Here is a 23,255-nt window from a genome sequence, read left to right as displayed (position 1 = left end):
GCACGGGGCTATTCGCCTCCAGCCAGCCGAACGAAGGCTGCTGCGTCGAGCATCTCGCCACGCGTCTGTGGCTCGATGCCGGCAGCGAGGAGCCGTCGCTCGGCCTCGGCAGGCGAACCTGCCCACCCGCTGAGCGCGGCACGCAAAGTCTTGCGGCGCTGCGCGAATGCGGCGTCGATCGCCGCAAAAACCTGCTTGCGGTGTTTCTCGTCCATCGGCCACGGCGGCTCCGCGTACCGATCGATACGAACCAGTCCGGATTCCACCTTCGGCACCGGCCAGAACACGTTGCGTCCGACGGCACCGGCGCGGCGAACCTCGCCAAAGAAGTTGGCCTTGACGCTGGGAACGCCGTAGATCTTGCTTCCCGGATCAGCCGCCAGGCGATCGGCAACCTCGGCTTGCACCATCACGAGTGCGGTCCGCAGACTCGGGAGCGATGCGAACAGATGCAACAGCACCGGCACCGCGACGTTGTACGGGAGGTTCGCGACAAGCGCGGTCGGCTCGCCTGGAATCTGTGAAGGCAGCACACGCATCGCGTCCGCTTCGACGACGGTCAGTCGATCGGCAAGCTCCGGCGCTCGCTCGGCGACCGTCTTGGGAAGGCGAGCCGCAAGGTTGGGATCGATCTCGACCGCGATCACACGATCGACGACGTCCATCAGCGCCATCGTCAGCGAACCGAGACCCGGCCCCACCTCGAGAACGACATCGTCACGAGTGACGCCTGCCGTGGTGACGATGCGTCGCACGGTATTGGCGTCGTGAACGAAGTTCTGCCCCAACTGTTTCGTGGGCCGGACACCGAATTCCTCGGCGAGAGCGCGCACCTCGACCGGACCGAGCAGGGCTGCCTGCCCGCGCGGAGTAGCGATGGGTTCGTTCGATTGTTCGGCGTCTGACACCAGTAGAACTTATCCCAGTCCGAGGCGACCCGAGCACGACGGCCATGCGCCCCAGCCCTGAGTGCGCTGCGTTTGCGTCGCGATCGCGATCTGCTCTTCACGGGTTGCGAGGTCGGCGCGAGGCGCATACTTCAACCCGCCCTGCCGTTCCCACGTGTTCTGGTCGAACTGCACGCCGCCGTAGAAACCGTTGCCGGTGTTGATAGCCCAGTTGCCGGTGGCCTCGCACTGTGCGAGCGCGTCCCACGTCGAACCGTTCTCCACGGGCGGCACCTCGGTGCCCGGCTTCGTTCCCACGCGCACGACCTTCGGCTGCGCCGGTGTGGTGATCGTCTCCGATACCTGTGTACGTCCGGCCTCGACACCGTTGACGAGATTCACGGCGAACGTCACGTCACGCACGCCGGGAACGCCCGGATTCTCGACGATCGTGCGACTCTGGTTCATCGTCGGATCCTCGATGCGCTGATCCGGCGGATCGAGCGGCAAGGTCTCGACTTTGTTCTCGGTGCGGTTGCGCGTCACCGTGACCTCGAGGCCCTCGGTCAGCGGAGCGTCGGCGGCGGGAACCACCGTGTCCGACTGCTCGAGCGGAGTGCCGTTGGCCGTAAGGAACTCGCCCACCGTCGGTGCCGCGATACGCACGTCGGCCGCCGCGTTTGCGCCGTCGACCAGTTTTGCGACGACAGGTGTCAAGACGTCGAGCGCGGCGCCGTCGAGCGGGAGACGCTGCGAGCGCGACGCCGACACGTGCACATCCGCTGAGACATCCAACTGCTTGAGCGCGTCGTCGACGGTCAAGGCGGTGGTCCAGAGCTTCTGCGGCTGACCGTCGACCGTCAGCGTGATCTCACGAGCACGACGGAGCACCACGGTGTCGCCGTCGGACAGCGACGCGTCGGCCGCGGGAGCAACCGCGTCCTTGTCACCGATCGGGTAACCCGCGTCCTCGAGAGCGCCGTCGACGTTGGTCGACATGGTGCTCAGGTGAATCTGCTCACCGTCGACGTCGAGAGTGATGGTCTTGTGCCGGACGACGGCCAGAACGCCACCCACGAGAACCGTCAGGAGAAGAGCGGCAATCGCCGAGTACAACAACGGCGACCTGGTCGAGTTGATCTTGGCGAACGGTGACATGGGTTCCTGAGTTCTGTGTGGAGTGTCGGCGCGTCAGCGCAGGCCCAATTTGCTGGTGCAGGACGGCCACGCACCCCAGCCCTGACCGGCGCGGACCTTCTCGCCGATCGCGATCTGCTGTTCACGTGATGCGAGGTCGGCGCGCGCTGCGTACTGACCGCCGCCGAATGCTTCCCAGGTGCTCTGGGTGAACTGAAGTCCTCCGTAGAAACCGTTGCCCGTGTTGATGGCCCAGTTTCCGGTCGCTTCGCACTGAGCAATGGAGTCCCACGTCGACGCATTGGACACAGCGGGCGCGGAAGTCTGCTTGGTTCCGACCTTCACCACTGCTGCGACCGGTTCCTTGATCACGGTCGCGGACAGTTCGGTTCGTCCGGCCTCGACGCCGTTGACGGTCTTGACCTCGACGGTGGCCGTGCGCTCGCCGGCAACACCCGGGTTTTCGACGACGGTCTTGTCCTTCTCGAGCTCGGGATCTTCGACCTTGTTCTCGGGCGGCGCGATCGGCTGCGTCTCGACGCGAGTGTCCGTGCGGTCGCGGGTGACCTGAATTGTCAGGCCGTTGGTAACGGGTGTGTCAGCGGTGGGAACCACCGAGTCGGCCTGCTCGAGCGGCGCATTCTTGGCCGCGAGAAGATCACCGACGGTTACGGCGGCGAGCTTGATCTCGGCCGCCGGAGCACCACCGTCGCTGACGCTGACGGTCTTCGGGCTGACGACGTCGAGCTCGGTGCGTTCGAGGGGCAGACGATGCGAGCGCGAAGCCGAGACTGCGAAGTCGTCGGAAACATCTACCTGCTTCAGTGCCTCGTCGACCGTCAATGCCGTGGTCCAGATGGTCGTCGGCTGACCGTCCACGGTCAGCGCCAACTCACGGGCACGTCGCAGTACGACGGTATCGCCGTCGGACAGTGAGGAATCGGCGCTGGGAGCGAGCGCGTCCTTGGGATCGACCGGGTATCCGGCGTCCTCGAGAGCGGTACCGACGCTGCTCGACATCGTGGACAGCGAAATCATGTCGCCGTCGACGTCGAGGGTGATCGTCTTGTGCCGAACCACGGCGAGCGCACCTCCGACAATGAGCGTCAGAAGCAACGCACCCACCACTGAATAGAGAAGTGGTGACCTCGTGGAGTTGATCTTGGCAAAAGGCGACACAGGAAATCCCAAGGCAGACGACGTTCGATCACAATACGGTAACGACCGAGCGTTGTATCGGCAACCAAATCACAACGAAATGCGACTTTTGTCACGGAACGGCAACGGCGTGTCGTGTGTTCTGCACTTTCCGGCTCCGATACCCGTGTATCGATTCAGCTCTGGGCGCAGTATGTTCTCGTCTGGTTCAAAGCAGTCCGGCGATCCCGGGCGCGACAGAAGAAAGCTGGGCGATAGTGCGAAGAAGATTCGACAGACCACGTAATGCCAGGTGGCCGATCCTGGCCATCCTGCTGGCGCTGATCGCAGCGCTGTTCGCCCCCGGAATCGCGAGCGCGCAACCCGGTCGCACCTACACGATCGCCACCGATCTGACATTCGCCCCGTTCGAATTCGAGAACGAAGACGGCAAACTCGTCGGCATCGACATCGATCTCCTCAACGCGATCGCCGAGGACCAAGGTTTCAAGGTCGACATCAAGCAGCTCGGCTTCGACGCTGCGCTTCAGGCCGTGCAGGCCGGGCAGGCCGACGGCGTCATCGCCGGCATGTCCATCACCGACGCCCGCAAGCAGGTTTTCGACTTCTCCGACCCGTACTTCGAGTCGGGCGTGCAGATGGCGGTCCTCGAGACCGACAACGACGTGAAGGCGTACGAGGATCTGAAGGGCAAGCGCGTCGCGGTCAAGAACGGCACCGAGGGCGCCAGCTTCGCCGAGTCCATCAAGGACCAATACGGCTTCACCACAGTCTATTTCGCCGACTCCGCCAGCATGTACGACGAGGTCCGCACCGGAAACTCCGTCGCAGTCTTCGACGACTACCCCGTCCTCGCCTACGGCATCACTCAGGGCAACGGCCTCAAGACGGTCACCGAAAAAGAGGTGGGTGCGAGCTACGGCTTCGCCGTCAACAAGGGCCAGAACGCCGAACTGCTCCAGATGTTCAATGCTGGACTGCAGAACCTGCGCGACGACGGCCAGTACGACGAAATCGTCTCGACCTACCTCGGCCAGGGCGCGTCGACGTCGGACAACTCCATCATCGGCTTGATCAAGAGCACCTATCCCCAGCTCCTCAAGGGCCTGTGGTTGACGATCGTTCTCTCGGTCGTCTCGATCGCGATCGCTCTGGTCCTGGGTGCGATCTTCGGTCTCTGCCGCGTGTCCACCAACATGTTCGTCCGAGGTATAGGCACGACCTACGTCGACATCTTCCGCGGCACACCGCTGTTGGTGCAGGCGTTCTTCATCTACTTCGGCATCCCGGCAGCCCTGCATTTCCAGATGTCCGCCTTCACCGCAGGCATCATCACGCTCTCGCTCAACGCCGGCGCGTACATGGCTGAAATCGTCCGCGGCGGCATCTTGTCCGTCGACAAGGGACAGATGGAGGCGTCACGAAGCCTGGGCATCAGCTACATGAAGTCGATGCGAAAAGTCATCATGCCGCAGGCAATTCGCACGATGATCCCGTCGTACATCAACCAGTTCGTCATCACCCTCAAGGACACGTCGATCCTGTCGGTCATCGGACTCGCCGAGCTCACTCAGACAGGGCGCATCATCATCGCGCGCAACTTCCAGTCGTTCAACATGTGGCTGATCATCGGCGTCATGTACTTCATCATCATCATGGCGCTCACCAAGCTGTCGAACCGCCTCGAGAAGAGGATCAACAAGTGACCGAAACAGCCGTCAACATGGGCAAGTCCGACACCGAGGTCAAGATTTCGGTCAAGGGACTGAAGAAGTCGTTCGGCGACAACGAGGTCCTCAAAGGCCTCGACGTCGACATCAAGAGCGGTGAAGTGGTCTGCGTCATCGGGCCTTCCGGTTCGGGTAAGTCCACCTTCCTGCGCTGCCTCAACCGCCTCGAAGACATCACCGCCGGCTCCGTGCGCGTCGACCAGTTCGACCTCACGAACAAGGACGTCGACATCGACAAGGTGCGCCAGCACATCGGGATGGTGTTCCAGCACTTCAACCTGTTCCCACACATGAGCGTCGTCGAAAACGTGATGCTCGCCCCGGTGCAGACCGGGCGATCGACCAAGGATCAGGCTCGCGAGATCGCCGTCAAACTGCTCGGCCAGGTCGGTCTCGCGGAGAAGGCAGATGCCAAGCCCGCCAGCCTGTCCGGTGGGCAGAAGCAACGCGTGGCCATTGCCCGCGCACTGGCGATGAGCCCGGACATCATGCTCTTCGACGAGGCCACCAGCGCTCTCGACCCGGAGATGGTGGGAGAGGTTCTGCAGGTGCTTCGTGACCTCGCCAAGCAGGGCATGACCATGGTCGTCGTAACCCACGAAATGGGCTTCGCCCGTGAGGTTTCCGATCGAGTCATCTTCATGGCCGATGGATACATCGTCGAAGAAGGCAAGCCGGAGAACCTGTTCGGCAACCCCCAGCAGCAGCGCACCCAGGACTTCCTGGCGAAGGTCCTGTAGGGGCAAGCCCCCTGTGCGCCTTTTTGGTAGTGGGGACTACCGGAAAGGCGCACGGGTGGTGGCCAATTCGACGACAACGGCCGTCTCCATCCAGCCACGCCGACCGGCAACCAGCGACGACATTCCGCGAAAATGTGGTGGGACCTTCTCGACTCGAACATGATCGGTGCTTCCAGGCACCAACACCCAGTGTCTGGGTTCTTGTTCGACAAATTCCCCGCGCTCGAGTCGGATCGAGAGAACGATCCCGGCAGTAGGTTCCACGTCGTCGGGAAAGATTCCTCCATGAACCGACCCGTCGAACCACAGCGAGTCAGGTATCGGGTGCAAAGCCCACGAAGATTTTTCGCCGACCACCGGCAACGGTGCACAGCACTCGAATTCCCACGTTTCGATGCGGACTGTGACCACGTTGTAGTCATTCATCTGAAATACCCCGCGCAGTAGACGGACCGGGACACGACGATCCCGGGCGCGGAGTTACCTGTCGAACCAGAATAGCGTCAGATCTTGTAGACGCGCTCCGCTGTCGCCGTGGACGCCGCTGCCAGGGCCTGCGGATCCTCGCCGCGGATGTCTGCGAGTGCACGCACTGTGTACGGCAGGCAGTACGACTCGTTAGGCGCACCGCGGAACGGGTGCGGCGTCAAGAACGGCGCATCCGTCTCGACGATCAGCTGATCCGACGGCACCAACAGCGCGGCCTCACGCAGCGCCTTCGCATTCTTGAAACTCACGGTTCCCGAAAAACTCAACACGTACCCGGCGGCGATGCACTCCCGCGCCATCTCCGAATCCGAGGAGAAGCAGTGGAACACCACTGTCTCCGGCGCGCCTTCCTCGTTCAGCACCCGCAGCAAGTCCTGGTCGGCTTCGCGGTTGTGAATCATCAGCGTCTTACCGAGACGCTTCGCGAGGTCGATGTGCCACCGGAAACCGTCGACCTGCTCCTCGATCGTGGCGCACCCTTCGAGCTTGCCTGGCCAGTAGAGATCCAGCCCGGTCTCCCCCACCGCGACGACCCGCGGATCGGACGCCAATCGTTCGATCTCGGCCCTGGTGTCGGCATCCAGGACGTTCGCCCTGGTCGGATGGATTGCGACGGCTGCGTAAACCCTCGAATCCCAGTTCGCAGCGTCGACGGCAAAGCGTGCAGCATCGAGGTCGTCGGCCACCGTGACGACCCGTCCGACGCCGACGGCCTCGGCTCGATCGACTATTTCGGCCACGGTCGCAGCGTCGTGTGCGCCGCACGCGTCGAGGTGCGTATGGGCGTCGATCAGAGGCGACAAGGGCTCAGGGGTATCGGGGGCGGGACGGTCTTTGCTCACGCCCGATAGAGTAAGCCCACCATGACTGTGCCTGCCTCACCCTCCCAGACCCCGCGCCCGGACTCCGCCGCCCCGGAAGGCGCGGAACGATCGCCGTTCTACATCACGACAGCGATCGCGTATCCCAACGGCGCTCCGCACATCGGCCACGCGTACGAGTACATCTCCTCGGACGCGCTCGCCCGCTTCAAGCGTTTGGACGGTCATGAAGTGTTCTTCATGACCGGTACCGACGAGCACGGTCTGAAGATGCAGCAGACAGCGATCAAAGAGGGCATCGACGTACGCGAACTCGCGGCTCGAAACTCCGACGTGTTCCAGAACCTCGACAAGGTCCTGAACATCTCGTACGACCGGTTCATCCGCACCACAGACGCTGATCACCAGGTCGCCAGCAAGGCGATCTGGGAGAAGATGGCCGCATCGGGCGACATCTACCTCGACACGTACTCGGGTTGGTACTCGGTTCGGGACGAGGCCTTCTACACCGAAGCCGAGACCACGCTTCTGGAGGACGGCACCCGTCAGTCCACCGAGACCGGCACCCCGGTGGAGTGGACCGAGGAGTCGAACTACACCTTCCGTCTCTCGGCGTACGGGGAGCGTCTCCTCGCGCTGTACGAAGAGCACCCCGAATTCATCGCCCCCACGACTCGCCGCAACGAGATCGTCAGCTTCGTCAAGGGCGGCCTCAAGGACATCTCGATCTCGCGCACCACGTTCGACTGGGGCGTCAAGGTGCCGGGCGACCCGGACCACGTCATGTACGTCTGGGTAGACGCCCTCACCAACTACCTGACGGGCGTCGGATACCCGAACGTCGATTCGGAGGAGTTCAAGAAGTTCTGGCCCGCGAGCCTGCACATCATCGGCAAGGACATCACGCGGTTCCACACCGTGTACTGGCCGGCATTCCTCATGTCTGCCGGCATCGAACTGCCGGAGCGGGTGTTCGTCCACGGCTTCTTGTACAACAAGGGCGAGAAGATGTCGAAGTCCGTCGGCAACGTCGTCGACCCCATCGCGATGGTCGATCAGTACGGCCTCGACGCGGTCCGCTTCTTCTTGCTCCGCGAGATCTCGTACGGTCAGGACGGCAGCTACAGTCACGAAGCGATCGTGACGCGCATGAATGCTGATCTCTCGAACGAACTCGGCAATCTCGCGCAGCGTTCGCTGACGATGGTCGCGAAGAACTGCGACGCCCAGGTACCCACCCCCGGCGAGTTCACCGAGGACGACCTGGCGATGCTGGCATCGGCGGATGCCCTGCTCGCCAAGTGCCGCAGCGAGTTCGACGTGCAGGCTCTGCATCTCGCACTGGAAGCCATCTGGGGCGTTCTCGGCGAGACCAACCGGTACTTCTCCAAGCAGGAACCGTGGGTTCTGCGTAAGACCGATCCGGCACGCATGGCGACGGTTCTGTACGTGACGCTCGAAGTGGTCCGTATCGTCGGGCTTCTCGTTCAGCCGGTGATGCCCGACGCGGCGTCACGCATCCTCGATCTGCTCGGCCAGAGCGAAGAGAACCGGCAGTTCGCCGACATCGCGGTACGCATCGACGCCAACCGGAAACTGCCTGCTCCGGCGCCAGTTTTCCCCCGCTTCGTCGAGGAATGAGCTAAGCGAGAGTGCCGCACGTGGGGTCCGAGATATCCGGTTACAGGCGGATGTGTCGGACCCCACGTGCACACTCCAGCCATGACGACGAATAGAACATACATTCGAACCAGCGCTTCGGCGCAGACACTGCCATGGAACGGAGCGCGGGTGTCCACTCAGGAGGTCAGCCCTCAATCCGTTTCCGCGGTGCGAGATCTCGTTTCCGAACTGTCCGCGGCGTACGACCGCGGATGGCAGCCGGCGGATCTGATTCATCTGGCGCGTCGAAGCAAAGAAGCGTCCGACGCCGATCTCGCCGCCACCACCATCCTGTTCGATGCGAAAGCGTCGCGCGCCTCCGATCGCGCACCGCTCGAATGGGTGGGGCAGTTGCAGACGATCGGCGAGCAGTATGCGAAGTCTCGACGCATCGCTTCTCGAATCACCGTGGACGACGACGTTTTTCGCTCCCTCGCGGCCGGCCTTCTGTTCCAGGATCCCTACTTCCTTGTTTCGCAGATCGTCGACGTTGCGCGATCGTGGATGCGCCTACCTCAGTGGACGGTGTTGCTCGCGCCACCATCCACCTGGCCGTCGCAACGGACCGACACCAGCTATGCCGGCGTCGGCGATACCGAGGTCGACGCCAAGGTACTCAAGCGAATTCGTGGATTACTCGCCAAAGCGGAAGCCACCAACTTCGCGGAAGAAGCCGAGATTTTCACCGCGAAGGCTCAGGAGTTGATGACCCGGTACGCCATCGATTCCGCGCTGCTCCACTCTCGCGCCGGGGTCACCGACACATCCGTGAATGCCCGACGCATTCACATCGAGAACCCGTACGTGAAGGAAAAGGTTCACCTCCTGACCGAGATCGGCGAATCGAATCGAGTCAGGACTGTCTGGTTCAGCGACATTGCACTCGCGACCGTCGTCGGCACTCCGGTCGACCTTCAGCAAGTCGATATGCTGTTCACTTCCTTGCTCGTACAGGCAACCCGTGCAATGCAATTCGCCGACTCGAGCAATCGTGGCGGCTCACGCACCACCTCGTTCCGCAAGGGATTCCTGGCCGGGTTCGCCAGCCGCATCGGACACCGCCTGCGTGACGCCGGCACCAAAGCCACCGCCGAAGCGGCCGACGCGGCATCGATGGACGTCGCGGATCTTCTGCCGATCCTGGCCACCACTTCCGAGGCCGTCGACGCCGAATTCGATCGATTGTTCCCGACAACCCGCAAAACTCGCGGACGGTCCGTCGACGCCGAAGGCTGGCACGCCGGCCAGGCCGCAGCCGACGACGCCAACCTGCGTCCCGGCGCACCCGCCGTGAACCGCTCCCGCTAGTCCTTTCGAGCGGCCAGTACCGTCTCGTACAACTCACGCTTGGAGACTCCGGCCGTTGCGACCAGAGCACACGCGTCCTTCAATCGTGCTCCCCCCTCGACCAGCCTTTCCACCTCGTCGACCAGATCGGCAGGATCAGATGCCACCAGTACTGCGCCTTCGAGCACCACCGTGATCTCTCCGCGAACGCCCTCGGCCGCCCAAGTAGCTAACTCTCCGAGAGTGCCGCGCTTCACTTCCTCGTAGGTCTTGGTCAATTCCCGGCACACGGCCGCGCGGCGATCGGGCCCGAGAACTTCCACCGCATCTGCGAGGCAGTCGGCAAGGCGATGGGGTGCTTCGAAGAACACACACGCTCGCTGCTCGGTTGCCAGGGCCGAAAGCCAGGTCTTGCGCTGCCCCTGCTTTCGCGGCGGGAATCCGTCGAAGCAGAACCGCTCCACCGGCAAACCCGAGAGTGCCAGCGCCGTCGTGACCGCCGACGGGCCCGGGAGACACGTGACGGCGAGGTTCTCGGCTACGCAGGCGGCAACGAGGCGATATCCGGGGTCACTGACCGACGGCATGCCTGCATCGGTGACCAGCAGGACGGTCTTGCCTTCGGCCACGTCGGCGACCAACGCGGGCAGCCGCGAAATCTCGACCTGGTCGTAGAAACTGACGATCTTCCCGGTGATGGTTACCTCGAGCGCGGACGCCAGAGACTTGGTGCGTCGTGTGTCCTCCGCAGCGACGACGTCGGCGGTTGCGAGAGCAGACCGAAGACGCGGGGACGCGTCACCGACATCTCCCATGGGTGTTGCGGCGAGTACCAAACGACCAGTCATACCTGACAGCCTACGATTGCCAGGTGACTGTGCAGACGGACGAGCGGCCAACGCCCGCCACGAGCGATCGGGTAGTGCGTAGTCCCGGCCCGCTGGTACCGGATCCTGATTTCGGCCCGACCGACAGATTGCGCGGCTGGATCGTCACCGCTTTCATCACCGCCATCGCGGCGATCACCCGCTTCACGATGCTCGCCTACCCGACCGACGCCGGCACACCTGTATTCGACGAGAAGCACTACGTTCCGCAGGGCTGGCAAGTTCTGACCGGCGGTGGCATCGAGGACAATCCCGGTTACGGATTGGTGGTGCACCCGCCGATCGGTAAGCAGATGATCGCGATCGGCGAAGCACTCTTCGGTTACAACGGTTGGGGGTGGCGATTCTCGTCAGCCCTGGTCGGGACGCTGATGGTCCTGCTGATCATCCGGATCGTCCGCCGCATGACGCGGTCCACGCTGATCGGGGCGATTGCCGGAATCCTGCTCATCGTGGACGGCGTCACCTTCGTCTCCTCACGCCTCGGGATGCTCGACATCTTCCTGGCATTCTTCGTCCTTGCGGCGCTCGGATGCCTGGTGGTCGATCGCGACCAAGTCCGCGAACGAATGGCGAAGGTATACGAGGAAGGTCGAATCGGCGATTCCGCCTGGGGTCCACGGCTGGGTTTCCGGTGGTGGCGGTTCGGCGCCGGCATCCTGCTCGGTCTGGCATGCGGAACCAAGTGGTCCGGCATGTACTTCATTCTGTTCTTCGGATTGCTCAGTGTTGCCTTCGACCTGTCAGCGCGCCGCGCATACCGCGTGCAGCGCCCCTGGGTCGGCACCGCAGTTCGCGACATCGGTCCGGCTCTGTATGCGCTGGTGGTCATTCCGCTCGGTGTGTACCTCGCGAGCTACTGGGCCTGGTTCACCAGCGAGACCGGCGTGGACCGTCACGCCGTCGGTAACGAGATCGGTGAGGGCGGCACGTGGAGCTTCATTCCCTCCGCACTGCGTTCACTCTGGTACTACAGCGGAAACGTTCTCCAGTTCCATGCCGGTCTGACCAACTCCGCCGGAAACCACCACCCGTGGGAGTCGAAACCGTGGACGTGGCCGATGGGGCTACGACCGATGCTCTACTACTACGCCGACGGCGAGCAGGTCACCGGTTGCGGGGCCGCCAGCTGCGTCAAGGCCGTGATGCTGATCGGCACACCGGCGATGTGGTGGCTGGCACTACCGATGTTGGCGTGGGCGATCTGGCAGACGTTCGTGCGCAGGGACTGGCGATACGCCGTGGTCCTGACGGGCTACGGCGCCGCTTACCTTCCGTGGTTCGCGACGCTCGACCGCCAGATGTACTACTTCTACGCAGTTGCACTCGCCCCGTTCATGGTCATGGGATTTGCGCTGGTCCTCGGCGATGTTCTGGGCAAGGCGAGCGCGTCCGTCGAGCGTCGTACCACCGGACTTCTTGCGGTCAGTCTGTACATCGGTCTGGTCGTGGCCAACTTCGTCTACCTCTGGCCGATACTCACCGCCATGCCGATCACGCCGGAATCGTGGCAGAACCATCTGTGGCTGCCTAGCTGGAAATAGTGGGACAGACGAAGGAGGCACCGAACCTGGTTCGGTGCCTCCTTCGCTTCACGATTACTCTGTCGGCTTACCGACGCGACGTCCCCGCCTCGGGCGTAGGAGAGCACGTTTCTGCTCCTTCGCCGCAATGATGATCGGGTCGTGCGAAAGATCCTTGTACAGCGAGAAGCACAGTCCGATCATGACCAGCACGAACGGCGCCGCAGCGATGATCGTCATGGTCTGCAAGCCGTCGAGCGCTTCGGAGCCACCGGTCCACAGCAGAAGCGCTGCGACGCCACCGGTCAACATGCCCCAGAAGACCACAACCCAGCGACTCGGTTCGAGCGTTCCGCGCTGCGAGAGCGTCCCCATCACCATCGACGCAGCGTCTGCGCCGGAAACGAAGAACACTGCCACGAGCAGCATGACGAGGACAGTCGTCACTCCGGCCAACGGCAAATTGTCGAGCATGCCGAACAGTTGAGCCTCTTCCGAGCCTCGGCCGGACAAGCCGATTCCGTCACGTTCCTCGCCGATGCCCGCGCCGCCGAAGATCGCGAACCAGAGCAAGCTGACAGTCGTGGGAACGGCGATGACGCCGACGATGAACTGGCGGATCGTGCGGCCGCGGCTGATGCGTGCCAAGAACATGCCGACGAACGGCGTCCAAGACACCCACCATGCCCAGTAGAAGATCGTCCACGACGAAAGCCACGCGCCCGTTTCAGGATTCGACGACGCACCCGTGCGGGCGGACATCTGGGCGAGGTCGGAAACGTATGCGCCAATGGTCGTCGGGAGCAGATTGAGAATCAGCACGGTCGGCCCGAGAACGAACACGAACAGCGCCAAGATCAGCGCGAGCACCATGTTGATGTTGGAGAGCCACTGAATTCCCTTGGCCACACCGGAAACTGCCGAAGCGACGAATGCCAGGGTCAGCACCGCAACGATGGCCACGAGCAGGAATACGCCGGCTTCTTCCATCCAGCCGACTACCTCGAAACCGGAGCCGATCTGAAGTGCGCCGAGCCCCAAAGATGCTGCGGTACCAAAAAGTGTGGCAAAGATCGCCAGGATGTCGATGACCTTGCCGATCGGCCCTTCGGCCTTGCGACCGAGCAACGGAATGAAGGCCGAACTGAACAGTTGCTTGCGTCCTCGGCGATACGACCCGTATGCAATGGCAAGGCCCACAACGGCATACATCGCCCAAGGATGAAGACCCCAGTGAAACATGGTGGTGGCCATGGCAGTTCCGACGCCACCGTCGGTGCCGGGAGGCGGAGTCACGTAGTGCGCAAGCGGTTCCGCGACACCGAAGAACATCAGGCCGATCCCCATGCCGGCGCTGAACATCATCGCGATCCAGCTGACGGTTCGGAACTCGGGCTTCTCACCGTCCTTGCCCAGCGGAATGTCGCCGAATCGACTGACCGCGAGGTAGATGGAAAACAGCACGAAAGCCGAAGCTGCGAGTACGAAGAGCCAGCCGATGTTCGTCACCAACCAGCCGAGAACACTTCCGGTTACCGAATCGAGGTTGTCGGGAGCTACGAGGCCCCACACGACAATAGCCAGCACCGCGGCAGCCGCCACGGAAAACACCACGTAGTCGGTCCGAACGCCTACTCGAGTAAAGCCCGTCTCCGGGCGCTCTTCGTTGGCCCCGGAATCTTGTTCGGATCGATCAGATTTCGTCACCATAGATGACTACGTTCGTCACTTTATGGGCCAAAAGCAAGCCGGAAGGCGGGCTCAACGTCCGTTGAACCCGCCTTCTCACCCCGATCAAGCTGGGGTTTTAACCCAACCGTTGCCCTTGCCGATCAATCCGTCGATGCTGATGCGTCCTGCGCCGATCACAGCGATCAAGAGCGATCCGACACCGAGTGCGACGACAAGTTCGTAGCCACCGTTGTCGATGAAGACACCCTTGTCCGCGTGCACGATGAAGAACGCGCCGACCATGTCGAGGAACAGCAGCGCGCCGACGAGCGGGGTCAACAGACCCGCGATGAGCAAGATTCCGCCGCCGAGTTCGATGGATGCAGCCACAACCGCAGAAATCTTGGGGAGCGGGGCGCCCATCCCTTCGAACGCGGCCTGCGTTCCGGCGATCTTGTAGGTGAAGAACTTCTGCCAACCGTGGGCGATGAAGATGATCCCGAGGCCGACACGGGCGATGAGGAGTCCGAGGTCACGAGCAATCGACGAATTCATGAGCCAAGACTGACAGCTTTAAGTTGAAGCGTCAACTTAAACTTTGTGTCATGCACCTCTCAATGCCGACTCCACCATGGCGACGATCTCACTGTCGGAGTACCCGAGCGAGCGGACCCTATGCGCAAACGCGGTCGCCGCCTGCTCGGCCTGCGCCTGCACCGGATCGGTCCCCGAAGCGATGAATGTCCCTTGCTTTCCCCTCGTTTCGATGACGCCCTGATCGCTGAGCGCGCGATAAGCCTTCGCGACGGTGTTGGCCGCCAATCCCAGCTCCGAGGCCAACGCTCGCACCGTCGGGATCTTGGTTCCCGCGATCAATCCGCCACCGTGAACCTGCTCGATAATCTGTTGCCGCAGTTGGTCGTACGGAGCTGTGGAGGAATCGTGTTCGATTGCGATCTTCATCGTCACCCTCGTCGTATCTTCTCGGTCACAGGCCCTCGATCGCCTCGCGGATCGTATGCGGGCCGGAGGTCAGAACCAATGTCTTGCCGACGCTGGACGGCGCATCGATGAGCGCTTCGACGACCGCGGCTACATCGGCTCGAGGCACAGAGCCTCGATCGACGGGCGGCTGCGCAAGCAATACTTCGCCGGTCGGGTCGTCGTCCGTCAGAAGGCCTGGCCGAAGAATCGTCCAATCCAGCGAAGACCTTGTCTTCAGGTCTTCCTCCGCTGCCGTCTTCGCCCGCAGGTAGGCGGCAAAAACCTCGTCGGTGTTCTCCGGTATTTCGTCACCAGCACCCATGGCGCTGATCTGAATGAACCGACGCACTCCCGCTTTCTCGGCGGCATCGGCCAACAGCACCGCCGCAGCTCGGTCGACGGAGTCCTTGCGCTCGATCGAGCTACCAGGTCCGGCGCCCGCGGCGAAGACCGCGACGTCGGCACCGTCGAGTACCTTCGCAACTTCCTCGACCGTGGAGGATTCCAGATCGATCACCACGGGGAACGCGCCGAGTGTGCGGACCGCACCCTCGTGCGCGGAGTTGCGGATCAGCGCTACCGGCCGATCACCATGTCCTGCCAGCAGGTACGTCAGGTGCTGCGCGATCTTGCCGTGCCCGCCGGCAATGACCACGCGTCGTTCGTCCACACTTCGATGTTCCGTCATCGTTTTCTCCTCACACGTCGGTACTTCAAGTGCAGCACTCCGGAGCGGCCCGTTGTTCCCCTGTTTGTCCCACGAGTTCGGACGCAGAGGCAGAATGACGAACATGGCATCTGCAACCATCTTCCACAATCAACGGTGCAACACCTCGCGGACCGTTCTCGGGCTCATCCGGGAAGCCGGCATCGAACCCACCATCGTCAAGTACCTCGATACTCCGCCTACCCGATCCGAGCTGGAAAAACTCATCGCCGACGCCGGCCTCGAGCCCAGTCAAGCGGTTCGCAAGCGCGAAACGCAGTACAAGGACCTCGGACTCGCCGACGCTTCCGAATCCGAGATCCTCGACGCGATGATCGAGCACCCAATTCTGATCGAACGCCCATTCGTCGTCACTGACAAGGGCACGGTGCTCGCGCGTCCGGCAGCCAAAGTGGAAGAGATTCTCTGACGTCTACCGCTCACAGCGGATCGCGGGCGATCGGGCAGGACATGCAGCGAGGTCCACCGCGACCGGAGCCCAGTTCGGAACCCGCGATTCGCAAAACCTCGATACCCGAGGCCTCCAGCCTGGCATTCGTTTCGACGTTGCGCTCGTAAGCGACGACGACGCCCGGTTCGACGGCCAACGTGTTGTTGCCGTCGTCCCATTGCTCACGCTCGGCAGTGACCGTGTCGAGTCCGGTGTCGATCACTCGAAGTTTTCCGATTCCCATGGCGTCGGCTGCCGCTTCGAGGAACGGCGTCGCACCGCGAATACTCACCCCGTCGTCTTCCTTGCGAAGGGTGAACGCTGCCAATGTGTCCTGAATGGCCGGATACATGACGACCGCGTCGGCCGCGACCATGGTGCAGACCGTGTCGAGATGCATAGACGCTCGGCGTTGCTCGATCGGAACAACCAACACCGTGTGGGCGAGACCGTCGTCGAACACGCTACGCGCCAATGCTTCTGCGCCGGCGGGTGACGTACGTTCACCGACACCGATCGCGATCACCCCCGGCGCGAGAAGCAGCACGTCACCTCCCTCGACAGGAGCCGTGTGCGACTCGTACGCGCGGCGCACGCCTTTGAATCGAGGGTGATGCGCGTAGACGAGATCCGTGATCGAGGATTCGCGAGCTCGCGCTGACAACGCCAAGGACGTGATGATGACCCGTGGCCCGACCCAGAACGACGAATCGCGGGTGAAGAGCAAGTTGGGCAGCGGGTCGATCACGAAGTCACCGCCGTGATGCATCCTGCGCACCAACGAGGTCGAGCCGGCGTCGATCGGCAGCTCGTCGAACGTCATTCCGGCAGTAAGGATCGACGACAGCTCCTTCGGCTCTACCTTTCGCAGGTACGCAGCCAGGTGTTGCCCGAGCGCGTGGCCGATCTTGCGTGCGTCGACGGCGGCCGCGATTCCCTGGATCCTCGCTGCGCCACTGACCTCGAGCGCCTCGGTGAGGAGATCGGACAAAAGCAGTACCTCGACGCCGCGCTCACGAAGGACGGTCGCAAACTGATCGTGTTCTTCCTGCGCGCGGTCCACCCACGGCAACGCGTCGAAGAGCAGCTCGTCGTTGTTGCGCGGAGTCAATCGTTTCAACTCGTCGCCCGGACGATGAAGAATGACCGATCGCAATCGGCCCACCTCGGAATCGACACCGAGGGGGACGGAGCCAGAAGCGTTCATGAGTGAACACTAATCCCGTAGGCCCCACCCAGCAGGGATGAGCAGCTGCCATATCTTCCCGCGTAACGTCTGATCCGACGCAGGCGAGAGGACCACGCAATGAGTAGCACGGATCAGGCGGCGCTGGGCGGCGCCGGAATCGACAGGTTCACCGGGCGCTGGGTCGGCGCTGGAGCCGGACATTTCCCCACCATCGACGACTTCGAGTACTCCGAGGAGATCGAGTTCGCTCCGACTCCGAAACCGTTTGTCACCTACTCGTCGCGCACTCGAGGGCTCCCCGACGGCCGACCACTTCACATGGAATCGGGATACCTGCGCCCGACACCTGGTGGTGAGCTCGAACTGCTGGTCAGCCAGCCCACCGGTTTTGTCGAGATCCATCGCGGCACCGTCGACTCCGAAGGCACTCTCGCCTTGACCCGTCTCACGCTCGCAGCATCGCCCGACGCAAAACCGGTTCACGACGTCCGGCGAGTCATGCGCGTCCAAGGCGACACCCTGACCTACGACTTGTGGATGGCGCACGGCGACACCCCGCTGACGCATCATCTCCACGCCACCCTCCACCGGGCGACGGACCGGTAGTCGCCATGGAGATGCCGTCGTGGAAAGCCAAGGAACTTACGCCCGGCCAGCTCTCCGAGCGCAGCGGTGTCGCCGTCTCGGCCCTGCATTTCTACGAACGAGAAGGCCTCATCGTCAGTCGCCGGACCAGCGGCAACCAGCGTCGATACCAACGAGACACGCTTCGACGTGTCGCCTTCATCAGAATCTCGCAACGCGTCGGCATTCCGCTGTCGGAAATCCGGGAAGCCCTCGGCACACTTCCTGAAGGCCGTACCCCGAACCGCGCAGATTGGGAACGGTTGTCGACCGGATGGCGGCGCCACCTCGATCTCCGCATCGAGCAACTGGAACGACTACGCGACAATCTCACCGGTTGCATAGGTTGCGGGTGTCTCTCATTGGAAGGATGCGCCCTCGCAAACCCTCACGATCAACTCGCTGCCGCCGGCCCAGGTGCACGCGTTCTGGAGGTGGATTTCGGCGCCGACTCAGGCGAGAAATGACTCGACAGCGTCCCGATCGCGCCCCAGCAAGTCCTCGACGGTCTTCTTCAGCAACTTCTCGATCTGGCCGCCGATGATCGGCATCTTCACTTCGGCCGTCCCGTCGACGACCAGTCGCGTACAGGACTCGGCGGCGGTGAGGTCGAGCGTCGTCTCGATTCGTATCGGCAGTCCGTGCGCGATCCCGGTGACCGACCCTGCGGCCTTCCCGCCAGACAGAGGCCCCCAGTGGTCGACCCGTGTCAGACCGAGTCGACTCGGCGCAACCTTGGCGACCAGGTTAGGGAGGGAGGCGGAGTCGATTTCCTCGGACACGGATACTTCGATCGATCCGTCTCCAACTTCGATGTCCGAGGTGGCATAAAGGTCTCCGAGTCGGACTTTCCAATAACTCGGGTCTGTCAAAGTTCGATGCACGTCGTCGATCGGATATTTGAATTCGATATCGAAGTGAAAACTCTTCGGCATGACTTTGGTCCCTATTCGACTAGATAAAAGTCCCGTCGGAGTTAATGCTCATCGCTTGAGCAATTTACTGAACTGGTCGTTCGCTTTTTGCATCACGAACTCGTAAGGCGGGGCGAATTTGCGGGCCCACCAGTATCCGAATCGAATGTCATTGGACGTATACACGAGGTACGTGTTCTTCTCGATTCCCCGCAGAATGCACGAGGCCACCTTCTCCGGGGAGACCGCGCGCTTCTCGAACCGGTGCGTGAGCTTTTTGACCCGCGGGTCATCCCGGTCGATACCCGCGATCTCCACGGTTCCCACCAAAGGCGTCTTCACCCCACCAGGCACAACCAGACTGACGCCGATTCCGTGCCGCTTCAGATCGAATCGCAGCACCTCGGAGACCCCACGAAGGCCGAACTTGCTCGCACTGTAAGCGGCATGCCACGGCAGTGCCAAGAGCCCAGCGGCCGAAGACACATTGACCAGGTGCCCACCCTTGCCGGCGCGGATCATGGGCGGAACGAACGTCTCCATGACATGGATCGGTCCCATCAGGTTGACGTCAACCATCGACTTCCAGTGCCGATGCTCGAGGTTCTCGATAGTTCCCCACGCTGAAATGCCGGCGATATTCATGACGACATCCATCGGAGAGAATTGAGTGTGAATCTCGGTACCGAATTTCACAACCTCGTCGTAATCCGAGATATCGAGTGCCTTGGCCAAACTGACCGTGCCGCCTCCGGCACCAACCATTGCGGCAGTCTCTTGCAATCCACGGTCGTTGATATCAGTGAGAAACAATTCGGCTCCGGCCTCGGATACCCGCAGTGCAGTTGCGCGTCCTATCCCACTACCAGCGCCGGTGATCAGGCATTTCTTACCCTCGAGCGACCTTACTGACATGGATCGACACTCCCCCGCACTCGTACTGTGGACATGCGGGAAAGTCTACGCACGCGTTGTGCGGCCGCCCCGAAACACGCATTGCGGCCGTGAGCATGCCAGAACCCACGACCTCGGCGGCAGCCGCCGAACCCACCGACAGCTACAGACGCTGAGCCATCTGCTCTTGATAGCCCCTGACCGTACGGTCGAGTTCTTCCGCCGCTACATCGTCCCCACGCTTGCGTGCGTCGTGGGCTCGATCCTGGATTTCACGGATCGCGCGGCGCAGTTCGTCATCGCTCATCGTGTGTTTCATATCACAATTCTGCACCTACGCAGGGGGTTTAGCTAGCGCAGATTGCATTCCGGCAAACCGTTCAAGGTTCAACCCCGAAGTGATTCGAGCAACATCGCGAACAGTCGCCATAATTGCAACCGCATCACTCCACACCGTCACTGAACTGCGGTTTTCCTTTCGGAACACATATGAAAAACCAGGCTAACGCTTAGCTAATATCGCCAAAACGGGTAAAAGGTTTGATACTGGGCACATTAACCAAGTAATGGAAGGTTCGAATAGCGCGACCGTAGCTGCACAATCTTCGTGCGGCCGATACTCAATGTGCGCTGAGACATAGCTGAGCACTCAATGGCCGAACGAAACGAATCTCGGACACATTTGACAACTGGTCCACTAAACAGACTACGGTGAGCTACCGATCGGTTATCCGCGTGATACCGTAGGATTCACTGAACGGACAATTGCTAGCTAGAGAGGATTACGGGGCGGTTCACAATGGCTGACTTTGCAGAACGATTGAACAAACTGTTCGACAGTGTTCATCCTCCGGGGCGCAAACCCCACACCAACGCCGAGGTTGCGGCAGCGCTCATCGAAGACGGCCATCAGATCTCCAAGCCGTACATCTCGCAGCTCCGCTCGGGACAGCGCACCAACCCCTCGGACGAGACAGTCGCTGCGTTCGCCCGGTTCTTCAAGGTGAAGCCCGACTACTTCTTCAACGACATCTACGCTGCCAAGATCGATCACGACCTCGAACTGCTCTCGCAGCTCCAAGGTTACGGCCTTCGCCGCCTCTCGAGCCGCGCATTCGACCTGTCGGAAGAATCGCAGAATCTGCTCACCACGATGGCTGAAAAGCTCCGCGCGAGTGAGGGTTTGCCAGAGGTTCCGCCCGACGCGTCACGCTGATGCGAATGTGCTGAAGCACTGAATTGACATGGAGTAGGTCGACTACGATCGTCGACCTACTTTTGTCGTTTCATCGAGTTCCTTCGCCAACAACAACACCCATCGGCGCGCCGACATCTTCTCAGGTGGCGCAATCCATCTGGTGTCCAACACATCCGAGGCCAATGGATCCGCGATCCACCCCGCAAGTATTCCTGCATGGGCGGTAACTGCCCGGGGCGGTTCCTGACCACCGACGTCGAACATCCCGGCGCCGGACTGTATGTACATCGCATCCATGATCTGGGCGATCATGTCCGATGCCCGGAGTACTGACGTACTTCCGGCACTGTCCGCGTCGACAACCTCGGGGAATCGCTTCACCAGAAGCGCATGCATCCGCCGTAGGCGATACAAGTCTCGTCGTGCGCGCAACCACGTCTCGAGAAGCACCCACGTGATGCCCAGCGCTATCAGAACACTCGAGGCAGCGATGAACCACACCCCTGCGCCCGTCCAGATATCCGATTCGAGTGCGCTGGTGCCACCGATCGATTCGACCAGCATCACGACGACCACGACAAGCAAGACCGACGAACCTGTCACGATCAATGCGATTCCGCGCCCCAACGGCGCCCAGGCAACGTGCCGTAGCCCCGTCGAAATGACAAGGGACAGAGCGACGATGATAAAGATCAGAGCCGGCGCTGGGTATCCGAAGAAAACCGCGATCGCCACCAGCAGCCCCACCGAGTACAGCACCGTGGCGAGACCGCGCATGGCTGGACGCGACATCACCGGCCAGGCAGACACGGCGCCGACTGCGCTGGCCGCGGACAACGCGGTCCACAAGACGATGACGATCATCGCTGCGGCATGTTGCTCCGGCGCAATACGATCGACGATGTCCCACACCGCAGGCACCATGACCGTCGACGACAATGCGACCGAGAAGCCGGCGAAGACCATCGACATTCGCAACGGCGTCGCGGTGCGCGCGACAACTCGACCCAGTCTCGCGCCGGCTGCAACCCAGACGAGAAGGGCCACAGCCCAAAAGATCATCCGATCGCCTCGTCGTACCGCAACACCGACAGCGGTGTCCCACGGCCACTCATCGTTCGCAGACGCATGATCAACATCGACGCGAACGTCTCGGCTTCCCACTCCGCGATGTCATCCATCGGCACGGGTTCGTTGCGCCGCAGAGAACGTTGACTCAACATGTAGGCGATCAAATCGTCACTGACCTCGAGCGTCGCCTCGGCGATCTCGGCACCCTCGTGCCGAAACACTATGTGCCCCAACTCATGTGCCAGAGTTCGCTCGACATTGGGTAGCCCGGGAGCCAAAACGATGACGTCGTGGTCGTCGTAGGCCCGGCGCTGACCGCACACTCCGGTGGCGAGAGGGGTTTCCAGATCGATCTCGATCGGGCGCCCGCGCTCTCGGGCGACTGTCTGCACCACCGTAAGCAGTGACACAGCCTCCGACGACGCTGCTGCGTCACATACGGCATCCACCGCGGCCAGAACGCGGCGATGTGAACGTCTGTCCGGCACGACTCACGCACCTCCCTGTGATCCGGGTGCCAGGAATTCGGCACGTGCGGCAGCCAAACGTGCCTTCTGCAACGATGCTCCGCGGAAAGTCATTGCTCCCGCACCGGCCGCTACGACTGCCATTCCGCCCACACCGCCGGCGACGGCGGCAGCGTTGAGAATCGGCGGAAGGCCTTGAGTGAACGCCGTCGGGAATGCCTGCGGGTTCTCACTGGGACTCGCGACGTTCGGAGCGTTCGACGGTACCTGGGGAGCTACGGGAGCCGGTGCGGCCAGAACCTCGGGCGCGGACGGTGCTGCGACTGCGCCCGGCGCAGCGTTCGCCGGTCCACCGGCAGAGGGTGCAGGTGCTCCGCCGCCCGCTGACGGCCCCTGCGGATCAGACGGTCCAACCGGCGGAACCGCGGCCTCCGAGGATGGCTCGGAACTCGACTGCGACTCGGAAGGGGACTGCGTCGTCTCGGAGGCTGCTTCGCTAGATGAACTCTCAGTCTGCGAAGTTGCGTTGGTCGCAGGGGAAGCGCTGCTGCTCGGACGTTGCGACGCCGAAGGGTTGGTCGAGGCCTCAGTTGTCGTGGGCTCAGCCGTCGTCGTGGGCTCAGTCGTCGTGGGCTCAGCCGTCGTGGTCGGCTCAGTCGTCGTGGGCTCAGTCGTCGTGGTCGGCTCAGTCGTCGTGGGCTCAGTCGTCGTCGTGGGCTCAGTCGTCGTCGTGGGCTCAGTCGTCGTCGTGGGCTCAGTCGTCGT

At 62.2% G+C, this 23,255-nt stretch carries 25 protein-coding genes and 1 pseudogene; 10 read left to right on the top strand and 16 right to left on the bottom strand.

Features of this window, described 5'->3' with window-relative positions; translation table 11 throughout:
* Nucleotides 1-8: 8 nt before the first annotated feature.
* From rsmA to AC3WQS_RS05055, 3 genes are read right to left on the bottom strand one after another with little or no spacing between them, the layout of a single operon-like run.
* Nucleotides 9-908, bottom strand: coding sequence for a 16S rRNA (adenine(1518)-N(6)/adenine(1519)-N(6))-dimethyltransferase RsmA (gene rsmA / locus AC3WQS_RS05065; protein ID WP_003946263.1), 900 nt, complete (start codon nucleotides 906-908; stop codon nucleotides 9-11).
* Between the two features lie 9 nt (nucleotides 909-917).
* Nucleotides 918-2,045, bottom strand: coding sequence for a resuscitation-promoting factor (locus tag AC3WQS_RS05060; RefSeq protein WP_020908607.1), 1,128 nt, complete (start codon nucleotides 2,043-2,045; stop codon nucleotides 918-920).
* A gap of 33 nt (nucleotides 2,046-2,078) precedes the next feature.
* Entirely contained in the window at nucleotides 2,079-3,203 is a 1,125-nt protein-coding gene (locus tag AC3WQS_RS05055; protein ID WP_492711592.1) for a resuscitation-promoting factor, read from the bottom strand.
* A 236-nt stretch (nucleotides 3,204-3,439) separates the two neighbouring features.
* Between AC3WQS_RS05055 and AC3WQS_RS05050 the strand changes: the two genes are divergently transcribed.
* Nucleotides 3,440-4,888, top strand: a complete 1,449-nt coding sequence (locus AC3WQS_RS05050; protein ID WP_019744701.1) for an amino acid ABC transporter substrate-binding protein/permease — start codon at nucleotides 3,440-3,442, stop codon at nucleotides 4,886-4,888.
* Nucleotides 4,885-5,652 carry an amino acid ABC transporter ATP-binding protein gene (locus AC3WQS_RS05045; protein WP_019744702.1) on the top strand — a complete coding sequence of 256 codons (768 nt, stop codon included), beginning with the start codon at nucleotides 4,885-4,887 and terminating at the stop codon, nucleotides 5,650-5,652. Before AC3WQS_RS05050 ends, AC3WQS_RS05045 begins: the two co-directional genes overlap by 4 nt.
* Nucleotides 5,653-5,688: 36 nt before the next feature.
* Here AC3WQS_RS05045 and AC3WQS_RS05040 read toward each other — a convergent pair whose 3' ends face one another.
* Both AC3WQS_RS05040 and AC3WQS_RS05035 read right to left on the bottom strand, forming a co-directional pair.
* On the bottom strand, nucleotides 5,689-6,078 hold the full coding sequence (locus tag AC3WQS_RS05040; protein WP_020970326.1) for a DUF6578 domain-containing protein: 390 nt from the start codon (nucleotides 6,076-6,078) through the stop codon (nucleotides 5,689-5,691).
* Nucleotides 6,079-6,155: 77 nt separating this feature from the next.
* Nucleotides 6,156-6,983 (bottom strand): TatD family hydrolase, encoded by an 828-nt coding sequence (locus AC3WQS_RS05035; protein ID WP_492711593.1) that lies wholly within the window; start codon nucleotides 6,981-6,983, stop codon nucleotides 6,156-6,158.
* 21 nt (nucleotides 6,984-7,004) lie between these two features.
* Here AC3WQS_RS05035 and metG point away from each other — a divergent pair, with 21 nt between their 5' ends.
* Nucleotides 7,005-8,603, top strand: a complete 1,599-nt coding sequence (metG, locus tag AC3WQS_RS05030) for a methionine--tRNA ligase (RefSeq protein ID WP_019744705.1) — start codon at nucleotides 7,005-7,007, stop codon at nucleotides 8,601-8,603.
* Between the two features lie 81 nt (nucleotides 8,604-8,684).
* Nucleotides 8,685-9,932, top strand: coding sequence for a DUF2786 domain-containing protein (locus AC3WQS_RS05025; RefSeq protein ID WP_202022975.1), 1,248 nt, complete (start codon nucleotides 8,685-8,687; stop codon nucleotides 9,930-9,932).
* Here the strand turns inward: AC3WQS_RS05025 and rsmI are convergent.
* Nucleotides 9,929-10,759 carry a 16S rRNA (cytidine(1402)-2'-O)-methyltransferase gene (rsmI, locus tag AC3WQS_RS05020; protein ID WP_021332320.1) on the bottom strand — a complete coding sequence of 277 codons (831 nt, stop codon included), beginning with the start codon at nucleotides 10,757-10,759 and terminating at the stop codon, nucleotides 9,929-9,931. The genes AC3WQS_RS05025 and rsmI overlap by 4 nt on opposite strands.
* Before the next feature lie 23 nt (nucleotides 10,760-10,782).
* On the opposite strand from rsmI, the gene AC3WQS_RS05015 reads away from it, so the two are divergent.
* Nucleotides 10,783-12,342 (top strand): dolichyl-phosphate-mannose--protein mannosyltransferase, encoded by a 1,560-nt coding sequence (locus AC3WQS_RS05015; RefSeq protein WP_024487795.1) that lies wholly within the window; start codon nucleotides 10,783-10,785, stop codon nucleotides 12,340-12,342.
* A gap of 54 nt (nucleotides 12,343-12,396) precedes the next feature.
* Here AC3WQS_RS05015 and AC3WQS_RS05010 read toward each other — a convergent pair whose 3' ends face one another.
* The 4 genes from AC3WQS_RS05010 to AC3WQS_RS04995 all read right to left on the bottom strand — a co-directional run bounded on the left by AC3WQS_RS05010 (nucleotide 12,397) and on the right by AC3WQS_RS04995 (nucleotide 15,664).
* The gene (locus AC3WQS_RS05010; protein ID WP_019744709.1) at nucleotides 12,397-14,031 is read right to left on the bottom strand and encodes a BCCT family transporter; all 1,635 of its coding nucleotides are present in this window, start codon (nucleotides 14,029-14,031) and stop codon (nucleotides 12,397-12,399) included.
* Between the two features lie 84 nt (nucleotides 14,032-14,115).
* Nucleotides 14,116-14,547 (bottom strand): DoxX family protein, encoded by a 432-nt coding sequence (locus tag AC3WQS_RS05005; RefSeq protein ID WP_020908616.1) that lies wholly within the window; start codon nucleotides 14,545-14,547, stop codon nucleotides 14,116-14,118.
* Nucleotides 14,548-14,595: 48 nt separating this feature from the next.
* Nucleotides 14,596-14,955, bottom strand: a complete 360-nt coding sequence (locus tag AC3WQS_RS05000; protein ID WP_020970329.1) for a GntR family transcriptional regulator — start codon at nucleotides 14,953-14,955, stop codon at nucleotides 14,596-14,598.
* Between the two features lie 25 nt (nucleotides 14,956-14,980).
* On the bottom strand, nucleotides 14,981-15,664 hold the full coding sequence (locus AC3WQS_RS04995; protein WP_020970330.1) for an SDR family oxidoreductase: 684 nt from the start codon (nucleotides 15,662-15,664) through the stop codon (nucleotides 14,981-14,983).
* A gap of 94 nt (nucleotides 15,665-15,758) precedes the next feature.
* On the opposite strand from AC3WQS_RS04995, the gene arsC reads away from it, so the two are divergent.
* Nucleotides 15,759-16,112, top strand: a complete 354-nt coding sequence (gene arsC / locus AC3WQS_RS04990; protein WP_020970331.1) for an arsenate reductase (glutaredoxin) — start codon at nucleotides 15,759-15,761, stop codon at nucleotides 16,110-16,112.
* 10 nt (nucleotides 16,113-16,122) lie between these two features.
* Here arsC and arcA read toward each other — a convergent pair whose 3' ends face one another.
* The gene (gene arcA, locus AC3WQS_RS04985) at nucleotides 16,123-17,340 is read right to left on the bottom strand and encodes an arginine deiminase (protein WP_492711601.1); all 1,218 of its coding nucleotides are present in this window, start codon (nucleotides 17,338-17,340) and stop codon (nucleotides 16,123-16,125) included.
* A gap of 99 nt (nucleotides 17,341-17,439) precedes the next feature.
* Between arcA and AC3WQS_RS04980 the strand changes: the two genes are divergently transcribed.
* Entirely contained in the window at nucleotides 17,440-17,928 is a 489-nt protein-coding gene (locus tag AC3WQS_RS04980) for a heme-binding beta-barrel domain-containing protein (RefSeq protein ID WP_020970333.1), read from the top strand.
* A gap of 5 nt (nucleotides 17,929-17,933) precedes the next feature.
* Entirely contained in the window at nucleotides 17,934-18,413 is a 480-nt protein-coding gene (gene soxR / locus AC3WQS_RS04975; protein ID WP_019744715.1) for a redox-sensitive transcriptional activator SoxR, read from the top strand.
* On the opposite strand, the gene AC3WQS_RS04970 is transcribed toward soxR, so the two are convergent.
* From AC3WQS_RS04970 to AC3WQS_RS04960, 3 genes are all read right to left on the bottom strand, one after another.
* Nucleotides 18,399-18,881: a DUF2505 domain-containing protein gene (locus AC3WQS_RS04970; protein ID WP_020908621.1), complete on the bottom strand. Its 483-nt coding sequence runs from the start codon at nucleotides 18,879-18,881 to the stop codon at nucleotides 18,399-18,401. The two genes, soxR and AC3WQS_RS04970, sit on opposite strands and share 15 nt — an antisense overlap.
* 48 nt (nucleotides 18,882-18,929) lie before the next feature.
* Nucleotides 18,930-19,775 carry an SDR family oxidoreductase gene (locus tag AC3WQS_RS04965; protein WP_020908622.1) on the bottom strand — a complete coding sequence of 282 codons (846 nt, stop codon included), beginning with the start codon at nucleotides 19,773-19,775 and terminating at the stop codon, nucleotides 18,930-18,932.
* 142 nt (nucleotides 19,776-19,917) lie between these two features.
* Nucleotides 19,918-20,061, bottom strand: a complete 144-nt coding sequence (locus tag AC3WQS_RS04960; RefSeq protein WP_162267916.1) for a hypothetical protein — start codon at nucleotides 20,059-20,061, stop codon at nucleotides 19,918-19,920.
* A gap of 492 nt (nucleotides 20,062-20,553) precedes the next feature.
* Here AC3WQS_RS04960 and AC3WQS_RS04955 point away from each other — a divergent pair, with 492 nt between their 5' ends.
* On the top strand, nucleotides 20,554-20,970 hold the full coding sequence (locus AC3WQS_RS04955) for a helix-turn-helix domain-containing protein (RefSeq protein WP_003946231.1): 417 nt from the start codon (nucleotides 20,554-20,556) through the stop codon (nucleotides 20,968-20,970).
* Nucleotides 20,971-21,012: 42 nt separating this feature from the next.
* Here AC3WQS_RS04955 and AC3WQS_RS04950 read toward each other — a convergent pair whose 3' ends face one another.
* Entirely contained in the window at nucleotides 21,013-22,014 is a 1,002-nt protein-coding gene (locus AC3WQS_RS04950) for a hypothetical protein (protein ID WP_020908623.1), read from the bottom strand.
* Nucleotides 22,011-22,511 carry an ImmA/IrrE family metallo-endopeptidase gene (locus AC3WQS_RS04945; RefSeq protein ID WP_003946241.1) on the bottom strand — a complete coding sequence of 167 codons (501 nt, stop codon included), beginning with the start codon at nucleotides 22,509-22,511 and terminating at the stop codon, nucleotides 22,011-22,013. The genes AC3WQS_RS04950 and AC3WQS_RS04945 overlap by 4 nt, the downstream gene beginning before the upstream one ends.
* A gap of 178 nt (nucleotides 22,512-22,689) precedes the next feature.
* On the opposite strand from AC3WQS_RS04945, the pseudogene AC3WQS_RS04940 reads away from it, so the two are divergent.
* Nucleotides 22,690-23,255, top strand: a pseudogene (locus tag AC3WQS_RS04940) (hypothetical protein); the annotation flags it as partial.

The sequence above is a fragment of the Rhodococcus sp. FW305-130 genome (assembly GCF_058788335.1).
Note: the sequence above shows the minus strand (reverse complement) of the source record. Positions and strands in the feature narration are given on the sequence as shown.

What these genes read in the sequence shown, in the direction of transcription:
- AC3WQS_RS05060 (WP_020908607.1), bottom strand. Translation starts at nt 2,045, where the DNA reads ATGTCACCGTTCGCCAAGATCAACTCGACCAGGTCGCCGTTGTTGTAC.
- AC3WQS_RS05040 (WP_020970326.1), bottom strand. Translation starts at nt 6,078, where the DNA reads ATGAATGACTACAACGTGGTCACAGTCCGCATCGAAACGTGGGAATTC.
- metG (WP_019744705.1), top strand. Translation starts at nt 7,005, where the DNA reads ATGACTGTGCCTGCCTCACCCTCCCAGACCCCGCGCCCGGACTCCGCC.
- AC3WQS_RS05025 (WP_202022975.1), top strand. Translation starts at nt 8,685, where the DNA reads ATGACGACGAATAGAACATACATTCGAACCAGCGCTTCGGCGCAGACA.
- rsmI (WP_021332320.1), bottom strand. Translation starts at nt 10,759, where the DNA reads ATGACTGGTCGTTTGGTACTCGCCGCAACACCCATGGGAGATGTCGGT.
- AC3WQS_RS05010 (WP_019744709.1), bottom strand. Translation starts at nt 14,031, where the DNA reads ATGGTGACGAAATCTGATCGATCCGAACAAGATTCCGGGGCCAACGAA.
- AC3WQS_RS05005 (WP_020908616.1), bottom strand. Translation starts at nt 14,547, where the DNA reads ATGAATTCGTCGATTGCTCGTGACCTCGGACTCCTCATCGCCCGTGTC.
- AC3WQS_RS05000 (WP_020970329.1), bottom strand. Translation starts at nt 14,955, where the DNA reads ATGAAGATCGCAATCGAACACGATTCCTCCACAGCTCCGTACGACCAA.
- AC3WQS_RS04995 (WP_020970330.1), bottom strand. Translation starts at nt 15,664, where the DNA reads ATGACGGAACATCGAAGTGTGGACGAACGACGCGTGGTCATTGCCGGC.
- arsC (WP_020970331.1), top strand. Translation starts at nt 15,759, where the DNA reads ATGACGAACATGGCATCTGCAACCATCTTCCACAATCAACGGTGCAAC.
- arcA (WP_492711601.1), bottom strand. Translation starts at nt 17,340, where the DNA reads ATGAACGCTTCTGGCTCCGTCCCCCTCGGTGTCGATTCCGAGGTGGGC.
- AC3WQS_RS04980 (WP_020970333.1), top strand. Translation starts at nt 17,440, where the DNA reads ATGAGTAGCACGGATCAGGCGGCGCTGGGCGGCGCCGGAATCGACAGG.
- soxR (WP_019744715.1), top strand. Translation starts at nt 17,934, where the DNA reads ATGGAGATGCCGTCGTGGAAAGCCAAGGAACTTACGCCCGGCCAGCTC.
- AC3WQS_RS04970 (WP_020908621.1), bottom strand. Translation starts at nt 18,881, where the DNA reads ATGCCGAAGAGTTTTCACTTCGATATCGAATTCAAATATCCGATCGAC.
- AC3WQS_RS04965 (WP_020908622.1), bottom strand. Translation starts at nt 19,775, where the DNA reads ATGTCAGTAAGGTCGCTCGAGGGTAAGAAATGCCTGATCACCGGCGCT.
- AC3WQS_RS04960 (WP_162267916.1), bottom strand. Translation starts at nt 20,061, where the DNA reads ATGAGCGATGACGAACTGCGCCGCGCGATCCGTGAAATCCAGGATCGA.
- AC3WQS_RS04955 (WP_003946231.1), top strand. Translation starts at nt 20,554, where the DNA reads ATGGCTGACTTTGCAGAACGATTGAACAAACTGTTCGACAGTGTTCAT.
- AC3WQS_RS04950 (WP_020908623.1), bottom strand. Translation starts at nt 22,014, where the DNA reads ATGATCTTTTGGGCTGTGGCCCTTCTCGTCTGGGTTGCAGCCGGCGCG.